The sequence below is a fragment of the Chryseobacterium sp. Leaf404 genome (assembly GCF_001424145.1).
Taxonomy (GTDB): Bacteria; Bacteroidota; Bacteroidia; order Flavobacteriales; family Weeksellaceae; genus Chryseobacterium.
Window position 1 is genome coordinate 107,022 of sequence record NZ_LMQM01000014.1, and the last position, 24,549, is coordinate 131,570.

22 protein-coding genes and 1 tRNA gene are annotated in these 24,549 nt (G+C 37.1%); 18 read left to right on the forward strand and 5 right to left on the reverse strand.

The features are described 5' to 3' along the window. Position 1 precedes the first annotated feature (1 nt). Complete coding sequence (locus tag ASG31_RS15960; RefSeq protein WP_231433785.1) at positions 2–838, reverse strand: MFS transporter; 837 nt, start codon at positions 836–838, stop codon at positions 2–4. Between the two features lie 119 nt (positions 839–957). Between ASG31_RS15960 and ASG31_RS18980 the strand changes: the two genes are divergently transcribed. Continuing rightward, positions 958–1,191, forward strand: a complete 234-nt coding sequence (locus ASG31_RS18980) for a hypothetical protein (protein WP_231433784.1) — start codon at positions 958–960, stop codon at positions 1,189–1,191. Positions 1,192–1,350: 159 nt separating this feature from the next. Beyond that, positions 1,351–2,214 carry an AraC family transcriptional regulator gene (locus ASG31_RS15965; RefSeq protein WP_056035022.1) on the forward strand — a complete coding sequence of 288 codons (864 nt, stop codon included), beginning with the start codon at positions 1,351–1,353 and terminating at the stop codon, positions 2,212–2,214. 78 nt (positions 2,215–2,292) lie between these two features. Here the strand turns inward: ASG31_RS15965 and ASG31_RS15970 are convergent, their stop codons facing one another. After that, positions 2,293–2,847 carry a thioredoxin family protein gene (locus ASG31_RS15970; RefSeq protein WP_056035025.1) on the reverse strand — a complete coding sequence of 185 codons (555 nt, stop codon included), beginning with the start codon at positions 2,845–2,847 and terminating at the stop codon, positions 2,293–2,295. Positions 2,848–3,139: 292 nt separating this feature from the next. On the opposite strand from ASG31_RS15970, the gene ASG31_RS15975 reads away from it, so the two are divergent. The 4 genes from ASG31_RS15975 to ASG31_RS15995 all read left to right on the forward strand — a co-directional run bounded on the left by ASG31_RS15975 (position 3,140) and on the right by ASG31_RS15995 (position 10,257). After that, entirely contained in the window at positions 3,140–3,736 is a 597-nt protein-coding gene (locus ASG31_RS15975) for a TetR/AcrR family transcriptional regulator (RefSeq protein WP_056035028.1), read from the forward strand. Between the two features lie 464 nt (positions 3,737–4,200). Continuing rightward, a complete protein-coding gene (locus ASG31_RS15985; protein ID WP_056035035.1) occupies positions 4,201–5,361 on the forward strand; it encodes an efflux RND transporter periplasmic adaptor subunit in 1,161 nt (386 codons plus the stop codon). A 67-nt stretch (positions 5,362–5,428) separates the two neighbouring features. Further along, a complete protein-coding gene (locus ASG31_RS15990; protein WP_056035038.1) occupies positions 5,429–8,611 on the forward strand; it encodes an efflux RND transporter permease subunit in 3,183 nt (1,060 codons plus the stop codon). A 233-nt stretch (positions 8,612–8,844) separates the two neighbouring features. Then, positions 8,845–10,257, forward strand: coding sequence for an efflux transporter outer membrane subunit (locus ASG31_RS15995; RefSeq protein ID WP_056035041.1), 1,413 nt, complete (start codon positions 8,845–8,847; stop codon positions 10,255–10,257). Between the two features lie 58 nt (positions 10,258–10,315). Here ASG31_RS15995 and miaA read toward each other — a convergent pair whose 3' ends face one another. After that, a complete protein-coding gene (gene miaA / locus ASG31_RS16000; protein WP_056035044.1) occupies positions 10,316–11,254 on the reverse strand; it encodes a tRNA (adenosine(37)-N6)-dimethylallyltransferase MiaA in 939 nt (312 codons plus the stop codon). Positions 11,255–11,508: 254 nt separating this feature from the next. Between miaA and ASG31_RS16005 the strand changes: the two genes are divergently transcribed. The 12 genes from ASG31_RS16005 (at position 11,509) to ASG31_RS16060 (ending at position 19,725) form a co-directional block, all read left to right on the forward strand. Further along, positions 11,509–12,366 carry a YicC family protein gene (locus ASG31_RS16005; RefSeq protein ID WP_056035048.1) on the forward strand — a complete coding sequence of 286 codons (858 nt, stop codon included), beginning with the start codon at positions 11,509–11,511 and terminating at the stop codon, positions 12,364–12,366. Positions 12,367–12,448: 82 nt separating this feature from the next. Then, positions 12,449–13,012, forward strand: a complete 564-nt coding sequence (gene gmk / locus ASG31_RS16010; protein ID WP_056035050.1) for a guanylate kinase — start codon at positions 12,449–12,451, stop codon at positions 13,010–13,012. Positions 13,013–13,120: 108 nt separating this feature from the next. Then, positions 13,121–14,140, forward strand: a complete 1,020-nt coding sequence (gene nadA, locus ASG31_RS16015; RefSeq protein ID WP_056035054.1) for a quinolinate synthase NadA — start codon at positions 13,121–13,123, stop codon at positions 14,138–14,140. 54 nt (positions 14,141–14,194) lie between these two features. Continuing rightward, positions 14,195–14,662 (forward strand): hypothetical protein, encoded by a 468-nt coding sequence (locus tag ASG31_RS16020; protein ID WP_056035057.1) that lies wholly within the window; start codon positions 14,195–14,197, stop codon positions 14,660–14,662. Between the two features lie 9 nt (positions 14,663–14,671). Beyond that, a complete protein-coding gene (gene folB / locus ASG31_RS16025; RefSeq protein WP_056035060.1) occupies positions 14,672–15,049 on the forward strand; it encodes a dihydroneopterin aldolase in 378 nt (125 codons plus the stop codon). A gap of 16 nt (positions 15,050–15,065) precedes the next feature. Then, a complete protein-coding gene (locus tag ASG31_RS16030) occupies positions 15,066–16,421 on the forward strand; it encodes a DUF4403 family protein (RefSeq protein ID WP_056035211.1) in 1,356 nt (451 codons plus the stop codon). Between the two features lie 121 nt (positions 16,422–16,542). After that, positions 16,543–16,613: transfer RNA gene (locus tag ASG31_RS16035), tRNA-Cys, on the forward strand. Positions 16,614–16,891: 278 nt separating this feature from the next. Continuing rightward, entirely contained in the window at positions 16,892–17,173 is a 282-nt protein-coding gene (locus tag ASG31_RS16040) for a hypothetical protein (RefSeq protein ID WP_056035062.1), read from the forward strand. 43 nt (positions 17,174–17,216) lie between these two features. After that, on the forward strand, positions 17,217–17,798 hold the full coding sequence (locus ASG31_RS16045; protein ID WP_056035065.1) for a YdeI/OmpD-associated family protein: 582 nt from the start codon (positions 17,217–17,219) through the stop codon (positions 17,796–17,798). A 107-nt stretch (positions 17,799–17,905) separates the two neighbouring features. After that, positions 17,906–18,427: a CinA family protein gene (locus tag ASG31_RS16050; RefSeq protein ID WP_056035068.1), complete on the forward strand. Its 522-nt coding sequence runs from the start codon at positions 17,906–17,908 to the stop codon at positions 18,425–18,427. Beyond that, a complete protein-coding gene (locus ASG31_RS16055) occupies positions 18,420–18,674 on the forward strand; it encodes a SemiSWEET transporter (RefSeq protein WP_056035072.1) in 255 nt (84 codons plus the stop codon). The genes ASG31_RS16050 and ASG31_RS16055 overlap by 8 nt, the downstream gene beginning before the upstream one ends. 64 nt (positions 18,675–18,738) lie before the next feature. Beyond that, positions 18,739–19,725, forward strand: a complete 987-nt coding sequence (locus ASG31_RS16060) for an SDR family oxidoreductase (RefSeq protein ID WP_056035074.1) — start codon at positions 18,739–18,741, stop codon at positions 19,723–19,725. Positions 19,726–19,884: 159 nt separating this feature from the next. Here ASG31_RS16060 and ASG31_RS16065 read toward each other — a convergent pair whose 3' ends face one another. Together ASG31_RS16065 and ASG31_RS16070 are read right to left on the reverse strand one after the other, a co-directional pair. Next, entirely contained in the window at positions 19,885–21,624 is a 1,740-nt protein-coding gene (locus tag ASG31_RS16065) for a RagB/SusD family nutrient uptake outer membrane protein (protein ID WP_056035078.1), read from the reverse strand. A gap of 22 nt (positions 21,625–21,646) precedes the next feature. Next, the gene (locus ASG31_RS16070; protein ID WP_056035081.1) at positions 21,647–24,412 is read right to left on the reverse strand and encodes a SusC/RagA family TonB-linked outer membrane protein; all 2,766 of its coding nucleotides are present in this window, start codon (positions 24,410–24,412) and stop codon (positions 21,647–21,649) included. Positions 24,413–24,549 lie beyond the last annotated feature (137 nt).

The window sequence follows — 24,549 nt, forward strand, 5'->3', positions numbered from 1 at the left end:
TTTATTTATTAGAATTTATTTTAAATTTATTCATCGTCATTGCCGAAATTAGCAGAAGTGCAAGCGGAATCAGTGAAAGATAAAATGCCTGCTGTCCGCTGAATTTCTCAAACACAAAGCCTGTAATTACAGAGCCTACAGTGCCTCCAACTGCGGAGAAAACTACAATTAAACCTGCCATGGCGCTGTGCAGATATTTTGGGATGGATGCCAGAATCACAGAGTTGATGCTGGGGTAAATAGGAGCCAACAAACCGCCCATTAATGGAAATAAATACACAACTAAAGGAGCGTTGAGCCATGTTGCATCAGTTCCCACCTGAATACTATGAGTAAGCGGCAACACCAATAAAATACTTATTGCAAAGCCAACTACACAAAAAGAAACCACATAAATCCAGCTGAATTTCTTAGAGAAAAAGCCCGATAAAAATCTTCCTAAAGCAAAAGCACCCGCCAAAACTGCGCCCGCCTGAATAGACATTGAGGTCGGAACTTTTAAGACTTCTTTATAAAAAGTAGGTGTCCAGGTATGGAAACTTTGTTCCACCAAAACAAATAGAAAGGCGCACAGTAAAAAGAACAAAACTTTTTTGTAACTGAAAAGACTGAGGCTGTTTTTTACATCTCCCAGCAAATCTGTTTTCTCACTTTTCGCTTCAGTTTCGTTGAGTTTTGTAAAAAACAAAAAAAGAGATGATAAGGTTGAAAGCGCTCCCAAAACCCAGTACACATTGAGCCATTGGGTGGATTTCGGATTGTGGTCATCAATAAAAAGACTGAAAATAACGTTTCCTACCAAAACACCAATCATAAAAAACCCTTCCAGATATCCCATAAAACTGGTGTTCTTTATCTGTATCTGTCACCAGACCGATTGAGGTAAAGACGGAAATTTTAATTAAAGCAAATGAAATCCCGACAATAGTAAAAAGTAATTTGAAAAACCAAAAATCATTGGAAAACGCCATTACGAAACACATACAGCTCACCACGAATAACGCAATTAACATTGAGTTCTTAATCCCTATTTTCGGTAAAAATGATGCTAAAATAAACGAGCAAATGGCTATTGGTAAATCTTTAAAACCCTCCAGAACACTTGCGGAAGATTTGGAAATCCCGAAATTCTGCTGCACCTGCAAAATGACAGTTCCCACAGAGTTTAAGAGAATTGCAAAAACAAAATAGCTTAAGAATAAAACTGCTTTTATATTGAAATTTTTCATTATTAATTTTATGTTGGCGAAGATATAAGCTAATCCGTTCACATTAATTTAACATAGTAAACCATTATTTGAACTATATTAATATATTTTGTATTTTAACAGATTTATTATAGTTAATTAAATGAAAGTTACATTTGAACACGTTATTCCAGACGACAACAGTTCGTTTTGTGTAATTCACAATAATTTACCTGTATCATTATTAAAATGGGAGTATCATTATCATCCGGAAATTGAGTTGGTTTGTGTTCTTTCAGGAAGTGGAACACGCCACGTGGGATACCATAAAAGTAATTATACCAACGGAGATCTGGTGCTTATAGGCTCTAATATCCCACATTCGGGATTTGTATTAAATTCAATAGATCCTCACGAAGAAATCGTTTTGCAGTTTAATGAAAATATTCTGCAGTTTCCTGCGAAGGAAGTTGAAACGGGACTTATTAAAAATTTATTTGAACTCTCAAAATATGGCGTGAAATTCAGCCGGAAAACTAAGAAAAATATGATCCCAAAACTGAAACTTATGCTGGAATCTGAAGGCTATAAAAGATATGTTCTGCTGCTGGAAATTCTTTTCGAACTCTCAAAATCAAAAGACTACGTGCTTTTGAATAGCGAGATTATGCCTTATACCATCATTTCAAAGAATAAAACAAGACTTGAAAATATTTTCACTTTTGTGGAAAAGAATTATGACAAAGAAATCAAAATTGAAGATGTGGCAAAACTGGCCAATCTCACGCTTCCTGCGTTCTGTAATTTCTTCAAAAAAGCTACCCAGATTACTTTTACAGAGTTTGTAAACCGTTACAGAATCAACAAAGCGTGCCTGCTGATGGCGCAGGATAAAAGTATTTCTGAGTGCAGCTACAGTTGCGGATTTAACAATGTTACGTATTTCAACAGAATGTTTAAAAAATATACTTCAAAAACGCCTTCAGAATTTCTCAAGAATTTTTCCCACAGCAAAGTGAAAGTATAAATAAAAAAAGCTGTCCGAAAATAGAACAGCTGTATATGTTTTTAAACTACATGCATCAGTGTGTAATAAAAAAGTATATTATTTCCACTTGATACCACACCCTAAACTTGGTCTCTGCATTTCTTCCTGTGGTGCGCCAATGAGAAGGTTTTCAAACGCGATTACCAAATCTTCGCCGGTAACTTCTTTGTTATTTCCAGGTCTTGAATCATCCATTTGGCCTCTGTAGATCAGGTCTAATTTTTCGTCAAACAAAAAGAAATCTGGTGTACAGGCTGCGTTGTAAGCCTTTGCAATCGCCTGGCTTTCATCGAATAAATATGGGAAATCAAATTTTCTGTCTATTTGAAACTCGATCATTTTTTCCGGAGAATCAGCAGGATATTTTTCAACATTATTAGAATTGATGGCGATAAACTCAATCCCTGCTTCGTTATAATCTTCGTAAAGCTCATTCAGCTTGTCGATTACATGAAGAACAAACGGACAGTGGTTGCAGATAAACATCACCAGAGTTCCTTTTTCACCTTTCAATTCTTCCAATGACTGGATTTCACTGGATTTTGAAGGGTTTGGCAGCTCAAAAAAAGGTGCTTTCGTGCCAAGTTCTATCATTTTAGAAGGAGTATCCATATTTTTAATTTAGTGTACAAAGATAAAAATTTCTTTCAGTATTTAAAGGCTCAGAATTTAATGGACGGTTAGATGTTATTACTGAAAAGATAAATTGAGCATAGCAATATAACTTATTTATATTTCCAATAATATTTTATAAATAGAGCGTATCGCCCTATGTTAGGGCATTGCGGCACAATTCTAATGGTTATGAAGCATTCCCGAAAAATTATCTGAACTTCAATGTTTGGAACTTAACAATAAAAGTTTGTAGTTTTGCTAACGCTGTTAGAAATACAGCAATCGTTATATGGGAGTTCATGAACGCCGTCAGAGAGAAAAAGAAAATATACGTACCAGCATTCTGGATGCGGCATTTACTTTGGCTAAAACTGAAGGCTGGGCTTCTCTCTCAATTAGAAAAATTGCGGATGCCATAGAATACAGCGCTCCCGTCGTTTATGATCATTTCGAAAATAAAGAAGCAATTCTCTATGAAATCTCACTGAACGGTTTTCACTGTCTTCACATTGAGTTGTTAAAGGCTCAGAAAAAGCATGATACTCCTGAAGATCAACTCGTTGCGATTGTAGATGCATACTGGAAATTTGCTTTCAATAATAAAGAATATTATCAGCTGATGTTTGGTCTGGGAATGCAGTGCAGCGGGAAAGGGATGATGAAAGAAGAGTTTTCTTCGTTTCAGGATATGTTGTATGAGTGTACTTTAGAAATCATCACAAAAAAAGGATCCAATCCTGATAATGCCTGTCACTCTTCACACGCTTTGTTCTCAGCAGTTCACGGATTGATTTCTATCATGATGATGAGAAATGATGATATTCCTTCCACAATGAACAAAACAACTTTAGACGAAACGGTTTCTGCTTTTATTAAATCTCTGTGATTTTTTTTTAAACAAATATTAACACTGTTAGGAAAAATATCACATATAATTAATATAGTCCGAATTTTAATAATTTAAAAAACTTTAAAAATGAAATACGATTTTATCACCATGATTATGGCAATCTTCTTTCCATATCACTAACAGCGTTAGAATTACTAACATCAATTTTGTATTCCTCCTGTCAGCTAAAAAATCGGGAAAGAATACCTTCACAAAAATGATCTGCATATATTTTTTTTGTATAATGATTAACACTGTTAGCATTAATTATGTCTGTTTTAAAACTTTCACCTTCTAATATTAAAAAAACTAAAGTCAAAAATCATGAAAACATAAAGATGTCATCTTTCTGATTCCTACTGTCTTTTTTTAAGCTAAAAATTAACACTGTTAGAAAAAGTAACGGAATTCAAATCTTTTATACAATTTTAAATCAACACACATTAAAACTTAAACTCAAAATGAAAATACCTGGAAAAATAAGGTTTATCGTACTTATATCAAGTATTATCCTTTTACAGAACTGTACCAAAGCTGCTGAAGGTGGGAACGCTGCTCCAGCTGCACCAGAATTACCTGTCTACACCGTCATCACTTCTCCGGCAACCGTCTATCAGGAATTCCCAACTGCACTGGAAGGCAAAAATAACGTCGAAATCAGATCACAAGTCGATGGATATTTAGATAAAATCTATGTGGAAGAAGGCGCTTACGTAAGAGCCGGACAACCTTTGTTTAAAATAGATTCAAGAGCTTACGGCGAGCAGGTGAATATGGCAAACGCCAATTTACAGGTTGCCAATGCCAACATTCAGAAAGCAAAAGTGGAAGTGGACAGACTTCAGCCATTAGTCGCTGCAAAAGTAGTTTCTAATGTACAGCTGAGAACAGCAAAGGCCAATTATGCAGCAGCCGTTGCCGCTGGTTCACAGGCAAAAGCTTCTGTTGGAGGAGCTAGAATTAATGTAGGATTTACCACAATTACAGCTCCGGTTAGCGGTTACATCGGGAGAATTCCTTACAAAAAGGGAAGCTTAATTTCAAGAACAGATGCCAATCCGTTGACGATGTTGTCAGACATCAGTGAAATTTACGCTTATTTCTCTTTAAGTGAACTTGATTTTATCGGTTTCCAAAAGAAATATCCGGGAGCAACTTTAAATGAAAAGCTTAAAAATATGCCGATGGTAGAATTGGTGATTGCCGATAACAGCACGTATCCTGAAAAAGGTAAAATGAGCATTGTTGACGGACAGTTTGACAAAACCACCGGCGCAATCAGCGTTCGTGCAGTTTTCCCAAATGCCAACGGAGCGTTGAGAACGGGAAATACAGGCAGAGTCCGTATGCCACAGTTATTCACCAATACACTTGTTATTCCTCAGGAATCCACATTTGAAATTCAGGATAAAACCTACGTTTACGTTGTTGGAAAGGATAAAAAGGTAACTTCAAAACCAATCACCATTTCAGGAAAAACGGAGAGCTATTACTTTATTTCTGAAGGACTTTCTGCTGGTGATAAAATCGTTTACACAGGAATCGGAGCTTTAAAAGATGGAGTTATGATTCAGCCAAAAGCGATTTCTTCTGACAGTCTTTTGAGAGCGAGACCTCTTTAAAACGGCTTAAAAATTTTGACACAAAAGTCAGAATAGCGTTTAAACAACATTAAAAAATAAACTTCTTATGTTAAAAAAATTCATAGATAGACCTGTACTTTCTACGGTTATCTCCATCATATTGCTGCTGTTGGGAGCGATGTCGGTTTTTAATCTTCCGATTACACTGTTTCCCGATATTGCACCACCGAGCGTTCAGGTGACAGCATTTTATCCGGGAGCGAATGCAGAAGTTGTTGCTCGTTCCGTTGCGGTTCCGATTGAAGAAGCAGTGAATGGTGTTGAGAATATGACGTACATGACCTCCAATTCAAGTAACGACGGATCAATGACTTTGAGTGTATTTTTCAAACAAGGTTCGGATCCGGATAATGCCGCAGTAAACGTTCAAAACCGTGTTTCAAAGGCGATGAGCCAGCTTCCGCAGGAGGTTGTACAGGCCGGAATTTCGACTCAAAAAGTTCAGAACAGTATGATTATGTTTATGGGATTGTCAAGTGATGACCCGAAACAATACGACGAACTTTTCTTACAAAACTATTTGAAAATCAACGTCATTCCACAGATACAGCGTATTCCGGGAGTCGCTCAGGCGCAGGTTTTCGGTACGAGAGATTACTCCATGAGACTTTGGCTGAAACCGGATCGATTAGCAGCCAATAATCTTTCTCCGCAGGAAGTTTTGGCAGCAGTAAAAGATCACAACTTAGAAGCTGCTCCTGGTCGTCTGGGACAGGGAAGCAAGGAAACTTACGAATATATCTTAAAGTATAAAGGTAAATTAAACAAAAATGCAGACTATGAAAACATCGCCATCAAATCAAACAGTGACGGTTCATTTTTAAGATTAAAAGATGTTGCGAGAGTAGAATTCGGTTCTTACACGTACACCGCAGCCAACAGAATGGACGGTAAACCTGTCGCAGGTTTTGCAATTCTCCAGACAGCAGGTTCAAATGCAAATGAAATTTTAACTGCCATTGAAAAGCAGATTGAAGAAATGAAAACTACCTTACCAAAGGGAGTTGAGCCTATTATCATGTACAATTCCAAAGACTTTTTGGATGCGTCGATTCATCAGGTAATTGAGACATTAGTGATTGCATTTATCCTGGTATTTATTGTAGTGTACATTTTCCTTCAGGATTTCAGGTCTACATTAATTCCTGCGATTGCCGTTCCGGTAGCAATTATCGGTACGTTCTTTTTCCTTCAGATGTTTGGTTTTAGCATCAATATGTTGACTTTGTTTGCATTGGTACTCGCGATTGGTATTGTGGTAGATGATGCGATTGTCGTCGTTGAAGCCGTCCATTCAAAAATGGAACAGACGGGAATGCCGGTTGAACAGGCTACTACACATTCAATGAGCGAAATTTCTGGAGCGATTATTTCTATTACATTGGTAATGTGTGCGGTATTTATTCCGGTTGGTTTTATGCAGGGGCCTGCTGGAGTTTTTTACAGACAGTTTGCCTTTACTTTGGTCATTGCGATTATGATTTCAGCGGTTAATGCGTTGACATTAAGTCCTGCTTTATGTGCTTTATTATTAAATGATCCACAAGGAGAACATGGTGATCACGGTCAGAAAAAAGGTTTTGGGGCGAAGTTTTTCAACGCTTTCAACAAAAGCTTCAACAACATGACCAGAAAATATATCTACAGCCTTAAATTTTTAATTAAAAATAAATGGGTTGCCGTTACAGGTTTAGCGTTGATTACAGCGGCAAGTGTTTTCTTAATTAATAAAGCTCCGACAGGATTTATTCCTACAGAAGATCAGGGATTTGTTTTGTATGCAGTGAATACGCCTCCGGGAAGTTCATTAGACAGAACACACAGAGCCACTGAGCAAATTGATAAAATCATCAATGGTGAAAAAGCAAAAAATCACCTTTGGGTAGCCGACGGAATGAACTTCATCAGTAATTCCAATGCTTCTCCTTATGCTGCAGGTTTTATTAAACTGAAAGATTTTGAAGATCGTGGTGAAGTGAAAGATCCCGATCAGATTGCTGCGGGCTTGACAGGAAAAGTAGCACAGGTAAAAGATGCCAGTGCATTCTTCTTCAACTTCCCTACCGTACAGGGTTTTGGTAACGTTTCAGGGTTTGAATTTATGCTTCAGGATAAAACGAACGGATCTTTTGAACAATTGGGAACAACCACTCAGACATTTATCGGAGAATTAATGAAACGTCCTGAAATTGCTTTTGCGTTCACAACGTATGCAGCAGGAAATCCTCAATATACGATTGATGTAGACACCGATAAAGCCAATCAGCTCGGAGTTTCCGTAACTGAATTGATGCAGACGATGCAGATTTACTATGGAAGTAGTTTCGTTTCAGATTTCAACAGATTCGGTAAATATTACAGAGTAATGGCTCAGGCAGATATTCCTTACAGAACTGATGCGAATTCTATGGAAGGAATTTATGTTAAAAATAAAACAGGCGAAATGGTTCCTGTAAAGACTTTGGTAACATTAAAAAGAACTTTCGGACCAGAAACGGTTTCAAGAAACAACTTATTTAACGCCGTGACCATTAATGGAACTCCAAAACCTGGTTACAGTACCGGAGACGCCATTAAAGCGGTAGAAGAAGTTGCTCAGAAATCACTTCCTAGAGGTTACGGTTACGAATGGACAGGAATTACCCGTGAAGAAATCAAAACTGGTGGACAGACTGCTTTTGTATTTATGTTAAGTATTTTGTTCGTGTATTTCCTATTGGCAGCTCAGTATGAAAGTTATATTCTTCCGTTTGCTGTTATTTTGACCATTCCTACAGGGATTTTCGGAGTATTTGCTTTCACAGGATTGGCTGGAATTGACAATAATATTTATGTTCAGGTAGGATTAATCATGCTCGTCGGATTATTGGCGAAAAACGCAATTTTGATTGTCGAATTTGCCGTTCAAAGAAGAAAAGCAGGAAAAACATTGATTGAATCTGCTCTTCAGGCTTCAAGATTACGTTTAAGACCAATTCTGATGACTTCATTTGCCTTTATTATCGGTATGCTTCCATTGGTCTGGACGCAAGGTGCCGCAGCAAAAGGAAACCATTCCATCGGAATCAGTACCGTTGGTGGAATGTTTACAGGAGTTGTTTTCGGGATTTTCATTATTCCGGTAATGTATGTGATCTTCCAGTATTTACATGAAAAAATGCCAAGCAGAAAACAAAAAAGACTTCTAAGACAAAAACTGGAGGAAGAACTTTTAGCAACTGCACATTAATAAAAATGATTAACAAAACTTTGAGAGTACTTTAACCACAACAGTCGAAAAAGATTATACAGCTTTTATTTAAGCTAAAATGTTTGAAAATAAAAGAAGATATAAGTTTTTTTTATCATAAAAACATCTGTGAACATCTGTGAGATCTGTGGGAAAATTAACAGGTAAAACATTCTCCTACTAAAGACATTTTTGCTTGATCTCAAAGTTTTGCAATCAATAAAATTTAAATTATGAAAAGAGTAAAAAATATAATCATCGCTTTTGGAATTGCATTAGGTGCAGTTTCCTGTGTGCCGAAATTGGCCTACCAGGAAACGAAACCCGAACTTCCCGAAACATTCAAATATACTGCAACCGCCGATACAGCAAGCGTTGCCAACTTAGAATGGAAACAGTTTTTCAACGACCCCATTTTACAGGAACTAATTGAAAAAGGAATAAAAAACAACTACGATTTACAAATTGCTTTAAAGCAGGTCGCTTCCTCACAGGAAAAACTGAAACAGGCAAAATACCTTCAATATCCCGATATTGGTTTCGGAGTTTCAGCACAAATTTCAAAACCTTCCAAAAACAGCATGAACGGGCAAAGCTTAAATTTATTTTTAGGGCAAAGTCATGTTGAAGATTACAATGCAGCATTCAATTTATCTTGGGAAGCAGACATTTGGGGCAAAATAAAAAACCAGCAGGAAGTTTCAAAAATGCAGTATCTGCAGACTTATGAAGCGACAAAAGCAATTCAGACACAGGTTGTTGCGGCAATTGCTCAAGGTTATTATAATTTATTGATGCTTGACAAACAATTACAGATTGCAAAATCAAACTTAGATTTAAGCACCAATACCCTTTCTCTTACAGAAAAATTGTGGCAAAGTGGTGACACAACCTCTCTGGGAGTTCAGCAGGCAACCGCTCAAAAGCAGTCGACAGAACTTTTGATCACTCAATTAGAACAAAACATTGCCATTCAGGAAAATGCTTTGAGTATTTTGGTCGGTGAAAATCCCAATAAAGTCAGCAGAACGATTGAAATGTCGGATAGTTCTTTGCCGCAGGATATTTCGGCCGGACTTCCGGCTGCCATGGTTAGCCGTCGTCCGGATGTTCGTCAACAGGAATTGGTTTTATTGGAATCAAATTCAATTGTGGGAATTGCTCAGGCAAACATGTATCCTTCCTTAAAAATCACAGCAACTGGTGGAGTTAATTCATTTAAAGTTGATAATTGGTTTTCAATTCCGGCTTCACTGTTCGGTTCTGTTTTAGGAGGATTGACTCAGCCTATTTTCCAGAAAAGACAGTTGAAAACAGATTTAAATGTTGCTAAAATTCAACGAGAGAAAAACGTTTTGGCGTTCCGTCAATCTGTTTTGAATGCAGTTGGTGAAGTTTCTGATGCGTTAGTTTCTAATGAAAGCTTAAAAGTTCAGGAACAAAAAGCAAGCGAACAGGTAACAACGTTGAAAAACGGAATCAAAAGCGCCGAAATGTTGTACAAAGGCGGAATGGCCAATTATTTAGAAGTGATTACCGCTCAGGGAAATTCCCTGCAGGCTGAACTGAATCTTGCGTCCGTAAAAAGACAGAGATTAAGTAGTATTGTAGATTTGTACCGAGCATTAGGAGGCGGATGGAAGTAGTAAATTAATTATATTGTTTGAAGTGCGGTCTTTCGGGATCGCATTTTTTTGTTTAAAATTATATTGAAGTTTCAGCTTTTATGTACTCAATCAATCCATCAAAATCCTCTGGTGAATATTCAGCCTGTATATAATGAATATTTTCTTCCTTCCTGTACCAAGTCAATTGCCGTTTTGCAAATCTTCTCGAGTTTTTCTTAATCTCAGAAACCGCAAAATCAAGCTCCCATTCTCCATCAAAATATTTGAAAAGCTCCGAATAACCAACCGTATTGAGTGACGCCAAATTCTTTCCTTCCTGAGATTTTCTTAATTCATCCAGATTTTTCGCCTCATCAAGCAAGCCACTTTCCATCATTTTATCGACGCGAAGATTGATCCTTTCATAAACGATTTCCCGTGGCGCTTCAATGCCGATTCTAATCGTTTTGAAATTTCTTGGATTTTTGTCTTGAGAAATATTTTCTGTATATGTTTTTCCGGTTTGCCAGATAATATCGATCGCACGCAAAAGCCTTCTCTGATTATGAATATCTACATTTTCATAATATTCAGGATCCAAATCTTTCAGCATTTCCTGAAGTTTTTCGATTCCTTCAGTTTTCCAGATCGTTTCAAGTTTTTCCTGATTTTTTTCGTTCGCTTCAGGCAAATCATTCAGACCTTCAATTACCGCTTTTTCATACATCATACTTCCGCCAACCATAATAACCATGTCGTTTTTTTCGAAAAGTTGATGTAATAATTCTAAAGAATCATGCTCAAACTGACCGATAGAATAATAATCTTTTACAGAAAGCTGACCAATAAAATGATGTTTTGCCTGCGAAAGTTCATCTTCCGAAGGAGCAGCGGTACCGATTTTCATTTCACTGAAAAACTGTCTGGAGTCGCAGGAAATAATTTCTGTATTAAATCGTTTAGCAAGCTCAATAGCAAGTTTTGTTTTACCAATTCCCGTTGTGCCTAGAACAGAGATTAAAGTTTTATTTTTCACTCGGCTAATTTACGAAAATGAGTTAGTTTTCTTAATACAGTATTTGCTGGAAGATGGATGCTGGGAGATGGAAGTTTAAAATTTAATTATTTACAATATGCTGCCAACAAACAAAATATGATTTTTCATTAAATAGCATAAGTATTGTCATCTTCACACTTCACACTTCACACTTCCCGTTTCCTGCTTCCCGCCATCTTACTTTAGCAAAACTATAGACTTAAATGTTTATCTTTGTACAACAATAAAAAACTATGATTTTATCAATGACTGGCTTCGGTAGAGCCGAAGGTGTTTTTGAAGGGAAAAAAATTTCTATCGATATTAAATCACTGAACAGCAAGAGCTTTGATTTAAACATCAAAATTCCTTTACGTTATAAAGAAAAAGAATTTGAAGTAAGAAAAATTCTGAACGATAGAATCATCCGCGGAAAGGTAGATTGCTACATCAATATCGAGAACCTTGAAGAAACCAATGATGTGAAAATCAACAGAAGTTTAATCGATTCTTACATGAATGAGCTTAAAAAAATTGCTTCTGACGGACCTGATTTTGAGTACCTGAAAATGGCGGTAAGACTTCCTGACGCCATCACTTCAAGACCAGACGAACTGAATGAAGGTGAATGGGAAGCTTTGGCGAAAATTGTAAATAATGCCGTAGATAAATTTCAGGAATTCAGAAAAACGGAAGGGAAAATTCTTCACGAGGAACTGGAAAGAAATATCAAAAATATCGATAAATCTCTGGCAGAAGTTGTTCCTTACGAGCAGGTGAGAATCGACGCTGTAAAAGAACGTTACATGAAAACTTTGAGAGAGTTTGAAAACGTTGACGAAACAAGATTCTATCAGGAAATGGCTTATTTTACTGAAAAATTAGACATTCAGGAAGAAAAAGTTAGACTTTCCCAGCATTTGAAATACTACTCTGAAGTAATGGAAAATGAAGATTTCAATGGAAAAAAATTAGGTTTTATTTCTCAGGAGATCGGAAGAGAGATCAATACTTTAGGTTCAAAAGCCAACCACGCTGAAATTCAGAAACTGGTTGTGATGATGAAAGATGATTTGGAAAAAATTAAAGAGCAAACGCTTAATGTATTATAAATGATCATTGATAAATGATGATTGATTAAAATAGCAATCAAGTTTTAATCAATCATCAATTATCGATCATCAATCATTATTTATGAGCAAGGTTATTATATTTTCAGCGCCGTCGGGAAGCGGGAAAACGACATTGGTAAAACACTCTCTGGAAGTAATTCCGGAATTGGAATTTTCCATTTCATGCACAACGAGACAGCCGAGAGGAAGTGAAATTCATGCGATTGATTATCACTTTATTTCGCCAGACGAATTCAGACAGAAAATTGCGGAAGACGCTTTTGTAGAATTTGAAGAAGTTTACACCGATAAATATTACGGAACTTTAAAATCTGAGGTCGAAAAGATCTGGAACCAGGGAAAAGTTGTTATTTTTGATGTAGACGTTAAAGGCGGAATTTCACTAAAAAAATATTTTGGCGAAAAAGCATTATCCATTTTCATAGAACCACCTTCGATTGCCGAATTGGAACGAAGATTGAATTCAAGAGGAACGGATGACGCCGAAACCATCAAAACCCGCGTAGAAAAAGCCGAAGAAGAGCTTACCTACGCCATAGAATTTGACAAAATCGTTATCAATAGCGATTTGGACGACGCAAAAAGAGAAATAGAAAGTTTAATAAAAGGTTTTATTGGAAGTTAAAAGTCAGAAGCTGGAAGCTGGAGGATGGAAGTTTGACATCATTCAAATAAATTCATTTCAGTATTTTCAAATCTAATTTATCTTCAATAAATAAAAACACAGGTCTATATGAGTACCGAAACATTAGAAAAAGCAAAATCTTCAATTCCCGTAAGAGGATTTTTAGATATTAAAGACCTCATTATTCCGGAAGGAGAGGAATTGGTAAAAGCGATTTTAAAATTAAAAGAAGAAAAAAACGCCGTTATTCTGGCGCATTATTATCAACCGGCAGCAATTCAGGACATCGCTGATTTTCTGGGAGATTCTCTTCAGCTGGCGAGACAGGCAAAGGATACCGACGCTGACATGATTGTATTCTGCGGAGTACATTTTATGGCAGAAGCTGCAAAAATTTTGAATCCAACAAAAAAAGTAGTTCTTCCTGATACAATGGCTGGCTGCTCTTTAGCAGATGGCTGCTCAGGAGAAGGTTTGAGAAAAATGCGTAAGCAGCATCCGAACGCTTTGATTGCAACTTATATCAACTGTAATGCGGAAACAAAAGCAGAAAGCGACATCATCGTGACAAGCTCAAACGCTGAAACAATTATTGAAAATCTTCCGACTGACAGACCGATTATTTTCGCTCCGGATAAAAATTTAGGAAGATATTTATCTCAAAAAACAGGTCGAGATATGATTCTTTGGGACGGAAGCTGCATCGTACATGAAGCTTTCTCAATGGAGAGAATTGCAAAACAGTTGGCAGAAAATCCAGATGCAAAACTGATCGCTCATCCTGAAAGTGAAGAATCTGTTTTAAAACTGGCTCACTTCATCGGATCTACTTCGGCACTTTTGAATTATGTTGAAAAAGAAGACTGTCAGAAATTCATCATCGCTACTGAAGAAGGAATTCTTCACGAAATGAGAAAGCGTGCACCACACAAGGAACTGATTCCTGCTCTGGTTTTTGACGAAAGCTGTAATTGCTCAGAATGTTTTTACATGAAGAGAAACACAATGGAAAAACTGTATTTGTGTATGAAATATGAACTTCCGGAAATCATCATTGAAGAAGAGCTTCGACTGAGAGCGTTGAAGCCCATTGAGGCAATGCTTGATCTTTCGAAAAGCATCAAATAAATTTTAAAGCGGGTTTTTTTACTCGCTTTTTTAGTTCGAAAATATAATAAATAGATGTCACCAAAGGAAATATTAACTTATGCTAGAAAACTTCATGATGAGGGACGATATGATGATGCCATACAACTACTTTTGCCATTAAAAGATATTAGTCCTAAACTAGAAGAACATCAATATATATCTATATCCTACAGTTATTATTGCCTGAATGATTTCAGACAATCTTTTTATTATGCAGAAATGGTTTCCAGCAAAAATAGATCAAATGAATTTGCATCTCAACTAAAGTATTTTTGTCTTTTTGAAGAGAATAAAATTGATGATGCTTTATCAGAAGTCATCAACTTTCTAAATGACTTTCCAGCAAATCTTTATAAAATTACATTAGAAGAACTTTTAGTTGATGTAAATGAAGATAGAATTCATGGAGAATTTGCTGCTAAAATATTATTTTTAGCAAATAAAAATAACGTTATAAATCAGGTAAAATTCAATCCGATTGATAAAGATCGATTAAATTAAAAAAAAAACATGAGCAAAATTTTTTTAGAAGATGTAAAAATCTACGCTTACCATGGCGTTCTTCCCGAAGAAAACATCATCGGAACGTATTATATTTTAAATGCAGAAATTCATACAGATTTGTGGGATGCCGCTGAATCTGATGATTTAAATGATACAATCAGTTATGCCGATATCAATGAAATTATTCATGAAGAAATGAAAATTAATTCTAAACTTTTAGAGCACGTTGCAGGAAGAATTATAAAAAAAATTAATGAAAATTTCAATGATGTCTCTTATGTGAAACTCAAAATTACCAAAACTTCTCCGCCGATGAAAGGTGAAATGAAAGGGGCAAGTATCGAACTGGAAAAAAGTTTCCTTTTGGGAAGTTCAGAAGATTAATTTAATGCAAAAGACATTGAAAAAAATTGTAATAATTCTGTTTTTATCTTTCGTCAGTTTCATGTTCAGTCAGGAAACACAGCAGATTTACACTTTCCCGAAAATAAAATCCAGTATCACGATGCCGGTTAGAATTCCTTTGGCTGAGGTGAGCAAGATGGTTAATTCTTCTGTGAAAGATTTGATTTTTGAAGATAATTCTTATTCAGACAACAATAACGATCAGTTTAAAATTAAGGTTTGGAAAACAAAACCTATCCGTCTGGTTGGTGATGTCAACAACAGAATTTTTATCGAAGTTCCGCTGAAAATATGGGCAGAAAAGGGTATTGGAACGCTTGGTGTTTACGCTTATCAGGAAACAACTTTTGAAACAGTGATGTATTTTGTGACGTCAATGGAGTTTAAAAATAACTGGACAGTTTCTACCGAGACGAAAGCCAATGGTTTTAAATGGGTTGTAAAACCTGTTTTAGATTTTGGCAAGATTAAAATTCCAATAACGGGGCTTGTAGAAAAAAGTCTGAAAACACAACAAGCGGAATTCAGCAAAACTATTGACAGGCAGATGGCTTCACAACTCAATTTTCAGCAGTACGCAGTGTTGGCTTGGAACAGTTTTTCTCAGCCTTTCAAAATCTCTGATGAGTATGATACTTGGCTGAAAGTGACGCCAGTTAACGTCAATATTGCTCCACTGAAATTTTACGGTGATGCGATTGACACTACAATCGGAATTGATGTTTTTACGGAAACTTTCACAGGGATAAAACCTGAAGCGTCACAGCCCATCAGGACGGCCATGAATTTCAGTTTTGTGCCTTTGCCAGTCGAGAGTTTTCTGATGCAGACCACAGCAAATATTCCGTTTTCTGAAGCTACGGAGATTGCAGAAAAAACTTTTTTAAACAAAGAATTTGATGTTCGCGATTCTAAAGTGAAAATTACCGATATTAAAGTGTATGGTGAAGGAGAGAGATTTGTCATAGAAGCTCAGACAGATGGTTACGTTAAAGGAAAATCTTTAATTTCGGGTATTCCGGTCTTCGACAAAGCAAAAAATAAAATCGTTCTTTCTCAAACAAAGTTTAAACTTAAAACAGGAAATATTCTTCAGAAAACAGCGTCCGTCTTATTTCAGGGAAAGATTGTGAAAATGATTGAAGATGAGTACGGGATTCCCACATCTGAGCTTGAGAGTTCTTCGCAAAAGAGCATTGAAGAAGCTTTTAACAAAGAATATTACAAAGGTCTGAAAATGAATGGAAGGGTTTTTAAAATTGAACCGTCTAAAATTCTTGTGAATAATTCGGGACTAACAGCTGTTGTAGATATTCAGGCGGGTTTAAGACTTATTATGAGTAGTTTTTGATAAGAATTTTAAATCTCTAATGCTTTGAAAATCTTAACTCTCGGAGTTTTTGCTGTAAAAAATAGGATAGAAATTTGGATTTACATTAAAAATATTGATATATTTGCACACCTTAAAAAATGGTGCTTTGGCCGAGCGGCTAGGCAGTGGTCTGCAACACCATCTACAGCGGTTCGAATCCGCTAGGCACCTCGCAATAAAACCCTAAAGCATCGAATGTTTTAGGGTTTTTGTTTATTTGTAAATCAAACCAACATAGATTATTTATAAATGTCTAAATACTCTTTCAGAACAGATCTAAATTACCATAAAATGCTATAAAATATTTTTTTACATACTCTTAAACGAACAGTTCTTCTAACTGATGCAACATTTTATTATTTGAAATAATTTGTATTAGTTTTTAAATACTGAGTTGAGAAGTTTAGTAGTTAATATTTTTATCTTTATGATAATTATATACAAATTTAATGGAAATACCTGAAGGGTACGTTTTAGTACCAAAGCTCTGGGCAGAAAAATACTTCATTCGTGCAGAATGGCAAGAGATAGAAAATCCTACAATTTCAGAATTAAGCATTTATTTAGGAATCAGTAAAGAAAAAATAAAGAAAGATTTAAAATATTACGATTGTCCTTTGAGAAAATTTAGTTCAGGAGCAAAAGGAAGAGGTTATCAAATGAGATTTATAAAGTGTACTGTTAAATTCTATGAAGAATGGCTTACTAATAAAAAAATAGTAAATTTATAAAGGTTAAGAAAGTTTCTTGAGATAAAAATAAAGTTAAAATCCTATGAACAATGGTGTGCCACAAGTTTTTTACGCTGAAACAGTTTCACAATGGCGAAAATGGTTAGAGAAAAATCATATTTCTCAGGATTCGGTATGGCTGGTTTTTCATAAAAAATCATCAGACAAAAAATCGATTACGTGGAGTGAATCTGTGGATGTTGCATTGTGTTTTGGATGGATTGACAGTAAGAAAATTAAGCTGGATGAAGACACTTCTCATCAGTTTTTCAGCAAAAGAAAACCTAAAAGTACGTGGTCTAAAATTAATAAAGATAAGATCGCGAAGCTTACAGAAAACAATCTGATGACTCCCGCCGGTCTGAAATGTGTAGAAACGGCTAAGGAAAATGGCTCGTGGACTATTCTTGACGAGGTAGAAGAACTCATTGTTCCGGATGATTTAAGCAAAGCCTTAAAAACTCATGATGGGGCAGAAGATTATTTTTTGAGTCTGAGCAGGTCTGTACGAAAAATGATGTTATATTGGATAGTAAGCGCAAAGCGTCCTGAAACGCGAAATGCCAGAATTATGCAGATTGCAGAAGCATCTTCACTGCGTACAAAACCAAAACAGTTTCTTTGAATCACTTTTAAACTAAAAAATACGTTTTAAATACCACATTGTTAAAATGCAGAAAATTAGGCACTGTTTTTGACTGAGTGATTTTACCAAATCACAAAATATTTTTTATGGAACTTCAAAAAAGCCTACTGCACAATATTGGGCAGTGTCTCTCAGCCGCCAGCGAAACTGTTGCCATCGCTGAAAGTGTAACCGCCGGATTCTTACAGTTCTCATTTTCACAAATTCATGATGCTTCCACGGTCTTTAAGGGAGGTCTTACGGTTTACGATAAATCGCAGAAAAAAGAACTTATGAAACTCGGCCAGAGTCATAACAGTGACCGGGATCTGGTCTCCGGTGAAATTGCCGAAGAGATGGCGTTGAAAATCTCAGAAATTTTTGATACAGACTGGGGAATAGGAATAACAGGATACTCACAACCCTCTGAAATATCAGATTTTAAGACATTTGCCTATTTCAGTTTTGCATACAAAGGTGAAATTATTCTCACTAAAATTTTAGAACTTCATCCCCGTACAGAGTCTGTGAATGCACAGTTATACTACACAGAGTTTCTGCTGGGCTGTCTGAAATGTGAGCTTAACAAGATTGCGATGCAGTCTCACAGTTTTACTGGTCATGGATGAAAACATCCTGGGCCTTATTGCAGGAGTACTCACAAGTATCGCTTCTCTGCCGCAGCTCGTCAAAGTTTTTAAAACTAAAAACACCGATGATATTTCTGCATTGATGCTCATCATTTTAATATCCGGGCTCTCGCTATGGGTTTGGTATGGTGCGATACAGGAAGAATGGCCCATTATATTTTCTAACGCATTTGCTGTACTTCTCAACGGTATTTTGCTTCTCTTTAAACTTAGTTTTAAAAAGTAAAATTCATTATTCTGTCTTTTGCATACAATTTGTTTTAATAAGGCATAACATCAATCAAAATATTATGGAAAATCAAATCACAGATAGAAGTCTTGAAGGAAAAACGGTGGTCATTACCGGAGGAACTAGTGGAGTGGGGCGGGCCGCAGCAGAGGCATTCGCTTTGGAAGGCTGTAACGTTGTAATAGCAGCGCGGGGAGAAAAAGGCCTTGAAGACACCACTGCCTTACTGCGTGACCTGGGAGCTGTAACTTTAGGTGTGAAAACAGACGTTTCGGTAGATGAAGACGTAAAAAAATTAGCCTACCAGGCTTTACAGTTCAACGGCAGAATCGATATCTGGATCAATAATGCAGGTGTAATGGCTACGGGGAAATTTGAAGATATGCCGGCTGAATCTGTTGATCAGGTGGTTAAAACTAATCTTTTAGGTTATCTGCATGGAGCTCATACAGTTTTGCCAATATTTAAAAAACAGACAGACGGAATTTTAATCAATAACATCTCAATTGGCGGATGGGTTCCTACCCCTTACGGAACGGCCTATTCCGCCTCAAAATACGGAATCAGAGGAATGGCAGATGCCTTACAGGGCGAAATTTCTGACTTCCCTAATATTCATGTATGTTCTTTATATCCGGGAATGCAGAAATCTACGGGAAATTCTCACTCCGCAAAATTTTCCGGATTGGATTTCAAAGTTCCGCCTGGAGCAGCAGATCCGAGAGATACTGCTCAACTGATGGTGAAGACTGCTAAAAATCCCAAAAAATCTGTCATGCCGGATGTTTCAACCATGATGATGAAAGGTTTTTATAAATTATTACCTGGCGTTTTCAGTAATGTCAGTTCAGGTGTGTTGAGAATGATGATGAAACCGGATAAAAACAAAGAATCCAATGGAAATATATTTATTCCTTCACCCGGGCCATCAAGAATTTATGGCGAAACAATACTGCCGGAAATTACCAGAAAAACAAAGATGATTGCTGCAGGAGCTCTGGCTGCAGGTGCAATTTACCTTCTTCTGAGACGAAGAAATAATCATTAAATCATAAATAACAGTCATTTAATTGATTTAAAATATTATGAAGGTAAGATTTTGATTGGTTTTAAACATAAACCTAAACCTTACAAAACAAAACAAAACAAAACAGCCTGCAAAAAAATTGCAGGCTGTTTCTGAAGTATAGAAATTAGTAAAATAAAGTTAATAACCTTCGTTCTGCACCAGATATCCCGGCGAACTTGAAGCCCCGTCAATCGCAGACTGCGGAATCGGGAAAAGCCTTTTTCTTGGGTCGGCATTGGTTTTTGAAGTGTAGGTATCTTCATACCGGCCAAATCTGATCATATCTGTTCTTCTGGAAAATTCCCAGTAAAACTCAAAGCCTCTTTCTCTGTATAACGTATTTAAAGTAATTGAAGCTAAGGGTTGCGGTGTGACTGCCGGTCTCGATGTTCTTGAAGCTCTTACTAGATTTACATCAGCCAAAGCGGCTCCTGCATTTCCTTTTCTCAACTGAGCTTCTGCTCTCATCAAATAAATATCTGCCAAACGCAACAGAACTATATCGGCATTTCCTCTGTTTCTTCCCGTATCTGAAGTTCTGCTGAATTGATACTTAGCAACTCTGTAACCGTCTGCATAATCCTTGTTGGCTGGGTTTTCAAGATCGATTTCCAATACATGATTTACATATTTGGTAAAGCCATCTCTCTGCTCAATCATTGGATATATTCTAAACTGCCCGTTTGCACCTGGTTGGAAGGGCTGTCCGTTGGCAGAATTTCTCAGTCCCCACTGAATTCCTCTCTGAATTCCTCTATTGATTTCATACGTTGAACCATTGACCAGGAAATAATGATTTGAATCATTTGCAGGAGAAATACCGGTTAAATTCTGCAGATTTGCAGGTACTGTAAAGTTCTCTTTGTAAAATCTCGCATCAGCCTGCGCCGGATCTGTACTTCCATTGGCCTGAACCCACGTCTGATAAAACTCAGGAGTGATCGCAGGGCCATCTGTTCCGTTGGCTTTTGGGAAAGCTGCCAAAGGATACTGACTTCCGGAAAGTGACCAATATCCCAGTCTGTTGTGAGATGTTGTTAAATCCTGACGTTGATCGATTGCAAAAATAAGTTCTTTGTTTGAATGGTTATTGTCATCAAAAATGGCAAAATATTCAGGTGATAAAGAGAAAATTCCTGTGTTGATAACTTTATTGGTGTACTCAATCACCTTATCCATGTCAGTGGCTGCAAAAGCAGGTGTTCCGTATGGATCTCTGTAAACTCCGGCGTTCAGATAAAGCTGAGCTAAAAATCCATTTACAGATGCCTGAGACATTCTTCCCGGACCTTTTGTATTGTCAAGATCATTCACTACTGCAAGAAATTCGCTTTCAATGTAAGCAATAGCTTCCTGTTTTCTGAGAATTACTGAAGGCTGACTGGCGGCGTCTTTTTTAAATGCGATTCCCCAGTTATCCAGCATCAGCATATTGTAATAAGCTCTCAATGCTTTCATTTCAGAGAGGCCTTTTGCTGCTTCAGGATTGGTAGAGGCAATCGGCTGTAGTCTTTCAATAGCTGTTACGGTTCTTGAAAGCATTAATGTAAAAGCATTCCATGTGTCTCTTACTACTACGTTTGTAGTGGTAGTATTGTGTTGTTTAAGTTCTATATATTTTCCGCCGTCGTACCAGTCATTTCCACTTCCTCTCGGAGGCAAAATTCCCTGATCTGAACTGATGAGCTGCAGACCATAATTTTTTGTATGGGTGAATGCATCAGGAAGCGGTCCGTAAGCAGGTGCCATGACTCCCAAAGTGAGATTTTCTGTGCTTGCATCCAGCGATTCATCAATGATTTCTTCTGAAAGATCTGTACATCCGGTCGCTACAAGTATTCCCAGACTCAATATTGTGATTAAAAATTTATTTTTCATTGTTAATTTTTTAAATATTTAATTAAAATGCTACGTTTACACCAAATACAAAGCTTCTGGCTCTCGGATAGGTCGCGTAATCAATCCCGAAAGACTGAATTCCTCCCTGTGAAATTCCTGTATTGATTTCCGGATCAAACCCTGAGTACTTTGTGATGACAAAAAGATTCTGAGCAGTTACCGTAAATCTGATATTTCTGATCTGTTCCCCGATACCAATGATTTTCGGGTCTAAACTGTAGCCTAAAGTCGCATTGTTAAGTCTGAAGAAATCTCCTTTTTCCAAATATCTTGTAGAAATTACGTTGGTGTTGTTGGCACTTTCGTTCGGGAATTGCGTCGCAGCGTCTGTTGTATTTTGAGAAAGACCTAATCTTCCTCTTGTAAATAAAGTTGAAGCGGTGTTGTTGTAAATCATATTTCCTGCAACACCATTGAAGTTTAGTCCTAAATCAAAGTTTTTGTAGGCTGCTTTCAGGCTGATGTTGTAGGTGAAATCAGGTAGTGCACTTCCCGCAGCGATTCTGTCGTTATCAGTGATCTGTCCGTCGCCGTCAACATCCCTGAAGATATTGGTTCCATTGGCATTCAGTCCCTGAAAATCTCTTACATAAAAGGTTCCGATAGGCTGACCGTTGATATATCCGTTAATTACGGCGTTCGTCGTTCCAGGTCCCTGAGCACCTCCCGTTGAAATTACTTTGTACGGAGAATCTTTTACTTCATTTTTGATGAAAGACATATTTCCGCCGATACTGTAGGTAAACTCGCTGTTTCTGTTGCTGTCGTAGTTCAGGGCAAATTCAAGACCTGTGTTGTTGATGGTCATGTCGGGAATGTTTTTCCACATGGTTTCTGCCGGCTCAATAGGGTCTTCAGGACTGATCTCCAAAAGAATATCGCTGGAAACTTTTTTAAAGAAATCTACACTACCGGATAATCTGTTATTTAAAAATCCGAAATCTAAACCGATATTGCTTTGGGTCGTAACTTCCCACTGAAGATCGGGATTATTTGCTCTGACCAGATAAATTCCCACCGGATAATTTCCACTGCTGTCCATGGGGTAAGTTGCCTGTCCGCTTCCGTCCGATGCAGATTTGTAGCTTCTTTTTGTGATTTTACTTGGGATTTCCTGATTTCCTGTTTTACCCCAGCTTGCTCTAAGCTTCAGATTGCTGATGGCATCTGCATCGGCAAGGAAATTTTCTTTACTGATGTTCCAGCCCGCAGCCAGTGACGGGAATACTCCGTAACGGTTGTTTTCACCGAATTTTGACGATCCGTCTGCTCGTAAAGTGGCTGTAAGTAAATATTTATCTGCATACCCGTAATTTATCCTCCCAAACCAGGACTGCAGCTCGTTTTTGTTTGCAAGTGAAGATGAGGTGGTATTGTTTTTATTGGCTGCTCCGATCTGATGCTGAGGTTCAATTCCGTTATTTGGAAATACTGAATAATCCCAGCTTCTCGCTACAAGATAAAGTCTTTGGTAAGACTGTCCTGCCATCACGTTAAAATCATGACGGTCAATTTGTAATTTATAGGTTAAAGTATTCTCAATCAAAGTGTTGTTGTTTGAGAAGTAATTTAAATTTAAAGATCCTACTTCCAACGGAATTGCGTGAGGCGTATTCTGAATAACCCTGTCAGCCGAAGAATAGTCAACTCCAAGATTCATTTTATAAGTTAAACCTTTAATGATTTCTACTGAAGGAGAAATATTGGCTAAAATCCTGTTGTTGTTTGTAAAATCTTTATAAATATCCTGACGGATAAGGGGATTAAAACTTCCGTTATTGAAAACTGTTGTTGGCGAACCATTGGTGAAAGCAGGATACGTTGGATTGAGCGTAAGCATTGTAGAAACCATGCTCGTTACGCTGGGTCTGCTGTTTTCTGTTCTGGTTCCGTTCAGATTGAAATCAATATTTACCCTTCCGTCAAATGCTTTTTGCGAAACATTTACACGTCCCGAATACCTTCTCAGATTACTGTTATACAAAATACCTTCCTGATTTTCGTAACCTAAGGCTGCATAATAATTTGAATTTTCTGTGGCTCCTGCCGCTGAGAAATTGACGTTTTCAGAAATTGCTGTTCTCGTCAGTTCATCCTGCCAGTCGGTGTTTCCGCCCATGTCATCTACCTTTGCACCCATTGCGGCAACCTGTCTTCTGAATTCATCTGCACTGAAAACATCCATTTTATTAGCCAATTTGGATACCGTGAGATTGGAAGAAAGATTCATCTGAGTTCTTCCTTTTTTGCCTTTTTTAGTAGTAATCACAATAACCCCGTTTGCGCCTCTTGCCCCATAAATTGCAGCAGCAGAAGCATCCTTCAAAACATCCATCGATGCAATATCATCAGGATTAATAAAGTTCATCGGGTTATTGGCAACTCCGGTATTGCTGTTATCGATAACAAAACCGTCGATCACATACAATGGAGTAGTTCCCGATCTCAAACTTCCGACACCTCTGATGACGATATTTTGATTGGCTCCGGGCTCGCCGCTCACGTTGGCAACATTTACTCCGGCTACTTTTCCCTGAAGAAGCTGACCTACGTTGGCCACCATACCTTTGTTAAAATCTTCGGCTTTTACAGAACCAACAGCTCCGGTTACATCCGATTTTTTCTGGGAGCCATAACCAATCATTACAACTTCTTCAATGTCTGTCGATTTGTTCTCGCTGCTAATAGAATCAGACTCTTTTTTTTGTGCAAATGTTAAGCTGACACAGCCCATCAAAACAGTTGGCACGAGATAAATACGCTTCATTCCTTTTTATTTTGGTGCAAAATTAGGCTCAAAAAAAGCCGACTTCCGTTAAATTACCGTTAAGTAACCGATTTTTAAAATTAATAAAATGTAAATTTTATTGCGAAAAATTAAATTTCAGTAAACTTATTGTTAAA

Excerpts from the sequence above, each read along its gene's own strand:
- ASG31_RS16045 (WP_056035065.1), top strand. The coding sequence starts at position 17,217 with ATGAACAATGGTGTGCCACAAGTTTTTTACGCTGAAACAGTTTCACAA.
- folB (WP_056035060.1), top strand. The coding sequence starts at position 14,672 with ATGAGCAAAATTTTTTTAGAAGATGTAAAAATCTACGCTTACCATGGC.
- ASG31_RS15960 (WP_231433785.1), bottom strand. The coding sequence starts at position 838 with ATGGGATATCTGGAAGGGTTTTTTATGATTGGTGTTTTGGTAGGAAAC.
- ASG31_RS15975 (WP_056035028.1), top strand. The coding sequence starts at position 3,140 with ATGGGAGTTCATGAACGCCGTCAGAGAGAAAAAGAAAATATACGTACC.
- ASG31_RS16055 (WP_056035072.1), top strand. The coding sequence starts at position 18,420 with ATGGATGAAAACATCCTGGGCCTTATTGCAGGAGTACTCACAAGTATC.
- ASG31_RS15995 (WP_056035041.1), top strand. The coding sequence starts at position 8,845 with ATGAAAAGAGTAAAAAATATAATCATCGCTTTTGGAATTGCATTAGGT.
- ASG31_RS16020 (WP_056035057.1), top strand. The coding sequence starts at position 14,195 with ATGTCACCAAAGGAAATATTAACTTATGCTAGAAAACTTCATGATGAG.
- ASG31_RS16005 (WP_056035048.1), top strand. The coding sequence starts at position 11,509 with ATGATTTTATCAATGACTGGCTTCGGTAGAGCCGAAGGTGTTTTTGAA.
- ASG31_RS16050 (WP_056035068.1), top strand. The coding sequence starts at position 17,906 with ATGGAACTTCAAAAAAGCCTACTGCACAATATTGGGCAGTGTCTCTCA.
- gmk (WP_056035050.1), top strand. The coding sequence starts at position 12,449 with ATGAGCAAGGTTATTATATTTTCAGCGCCGTCGGGAAGCGGGAAAACG.
- ASG31_RS16040 (WP_056035062.1), top strand. The coding sequence starts at position 16,892 with ATGGAAATACCTGAAGGGTACGTTTTAGTACCAAAGCTCTGGGCAGAA.
- ASG31_RS15990 (WP_056035038.1), top strand. The coding sequence starts at position 5,429 with ATGTTAAAAAAATTCATAGATAGACCTGTACTTTCTACGGTTATCTCC.
- ASG31_RS16065 (WP_056035078.1), bottom strand. The coding sequence starts at position 21,624 with ATGAAAAATAAATTTTTAATCACAATATTGAGTCTGGGAATACTTGTA.
- ASG31_RS15970 (WP_056035025.1), bottom strand. The coding sequence starts at position 2,847 with ATGGATACTCCTTCTAAAATGATAGAACTTGGCACGAAAGCACCTTTT.
- ASG31_RS16070 (WP_056035081.1), bottom strand. The coding sequence starts at position 24,412 with ATGAAGCGTATTTATCTCGTGCCAACTGTTTTGATGGGCTGTGTCAGC.
- ASG31_RS16060 (WP_056035074.1), top strand. The coding sequence starts at position 18,739 with ATGGAAAATCAAATCACAGATAGAAGTCTTGAAGGAAAAACGGTGGTC.
- nadA (WP_056035054.1), top strand. The coding sequence starts at position 13,121 with ATGAGTACCGAAACATTAGAAAAAGCAAAATCTTCAATTCCCGTAAGA.
- ASG31_RS15985 (WP_056035035.1), top strand. The coding sequence starts at position 4,201 with ATGAAAATACCTGGAAAAATAAGGTTTATCGTACTTATATCAAGTATT.
- ASG31_RS15965 (WP_056035022.1), top strand. The coding sequence starts at position 1,351 with ATGAAAGTTACATTTGAACACGTTATTCCAGACGACAACAGTTCGTTT.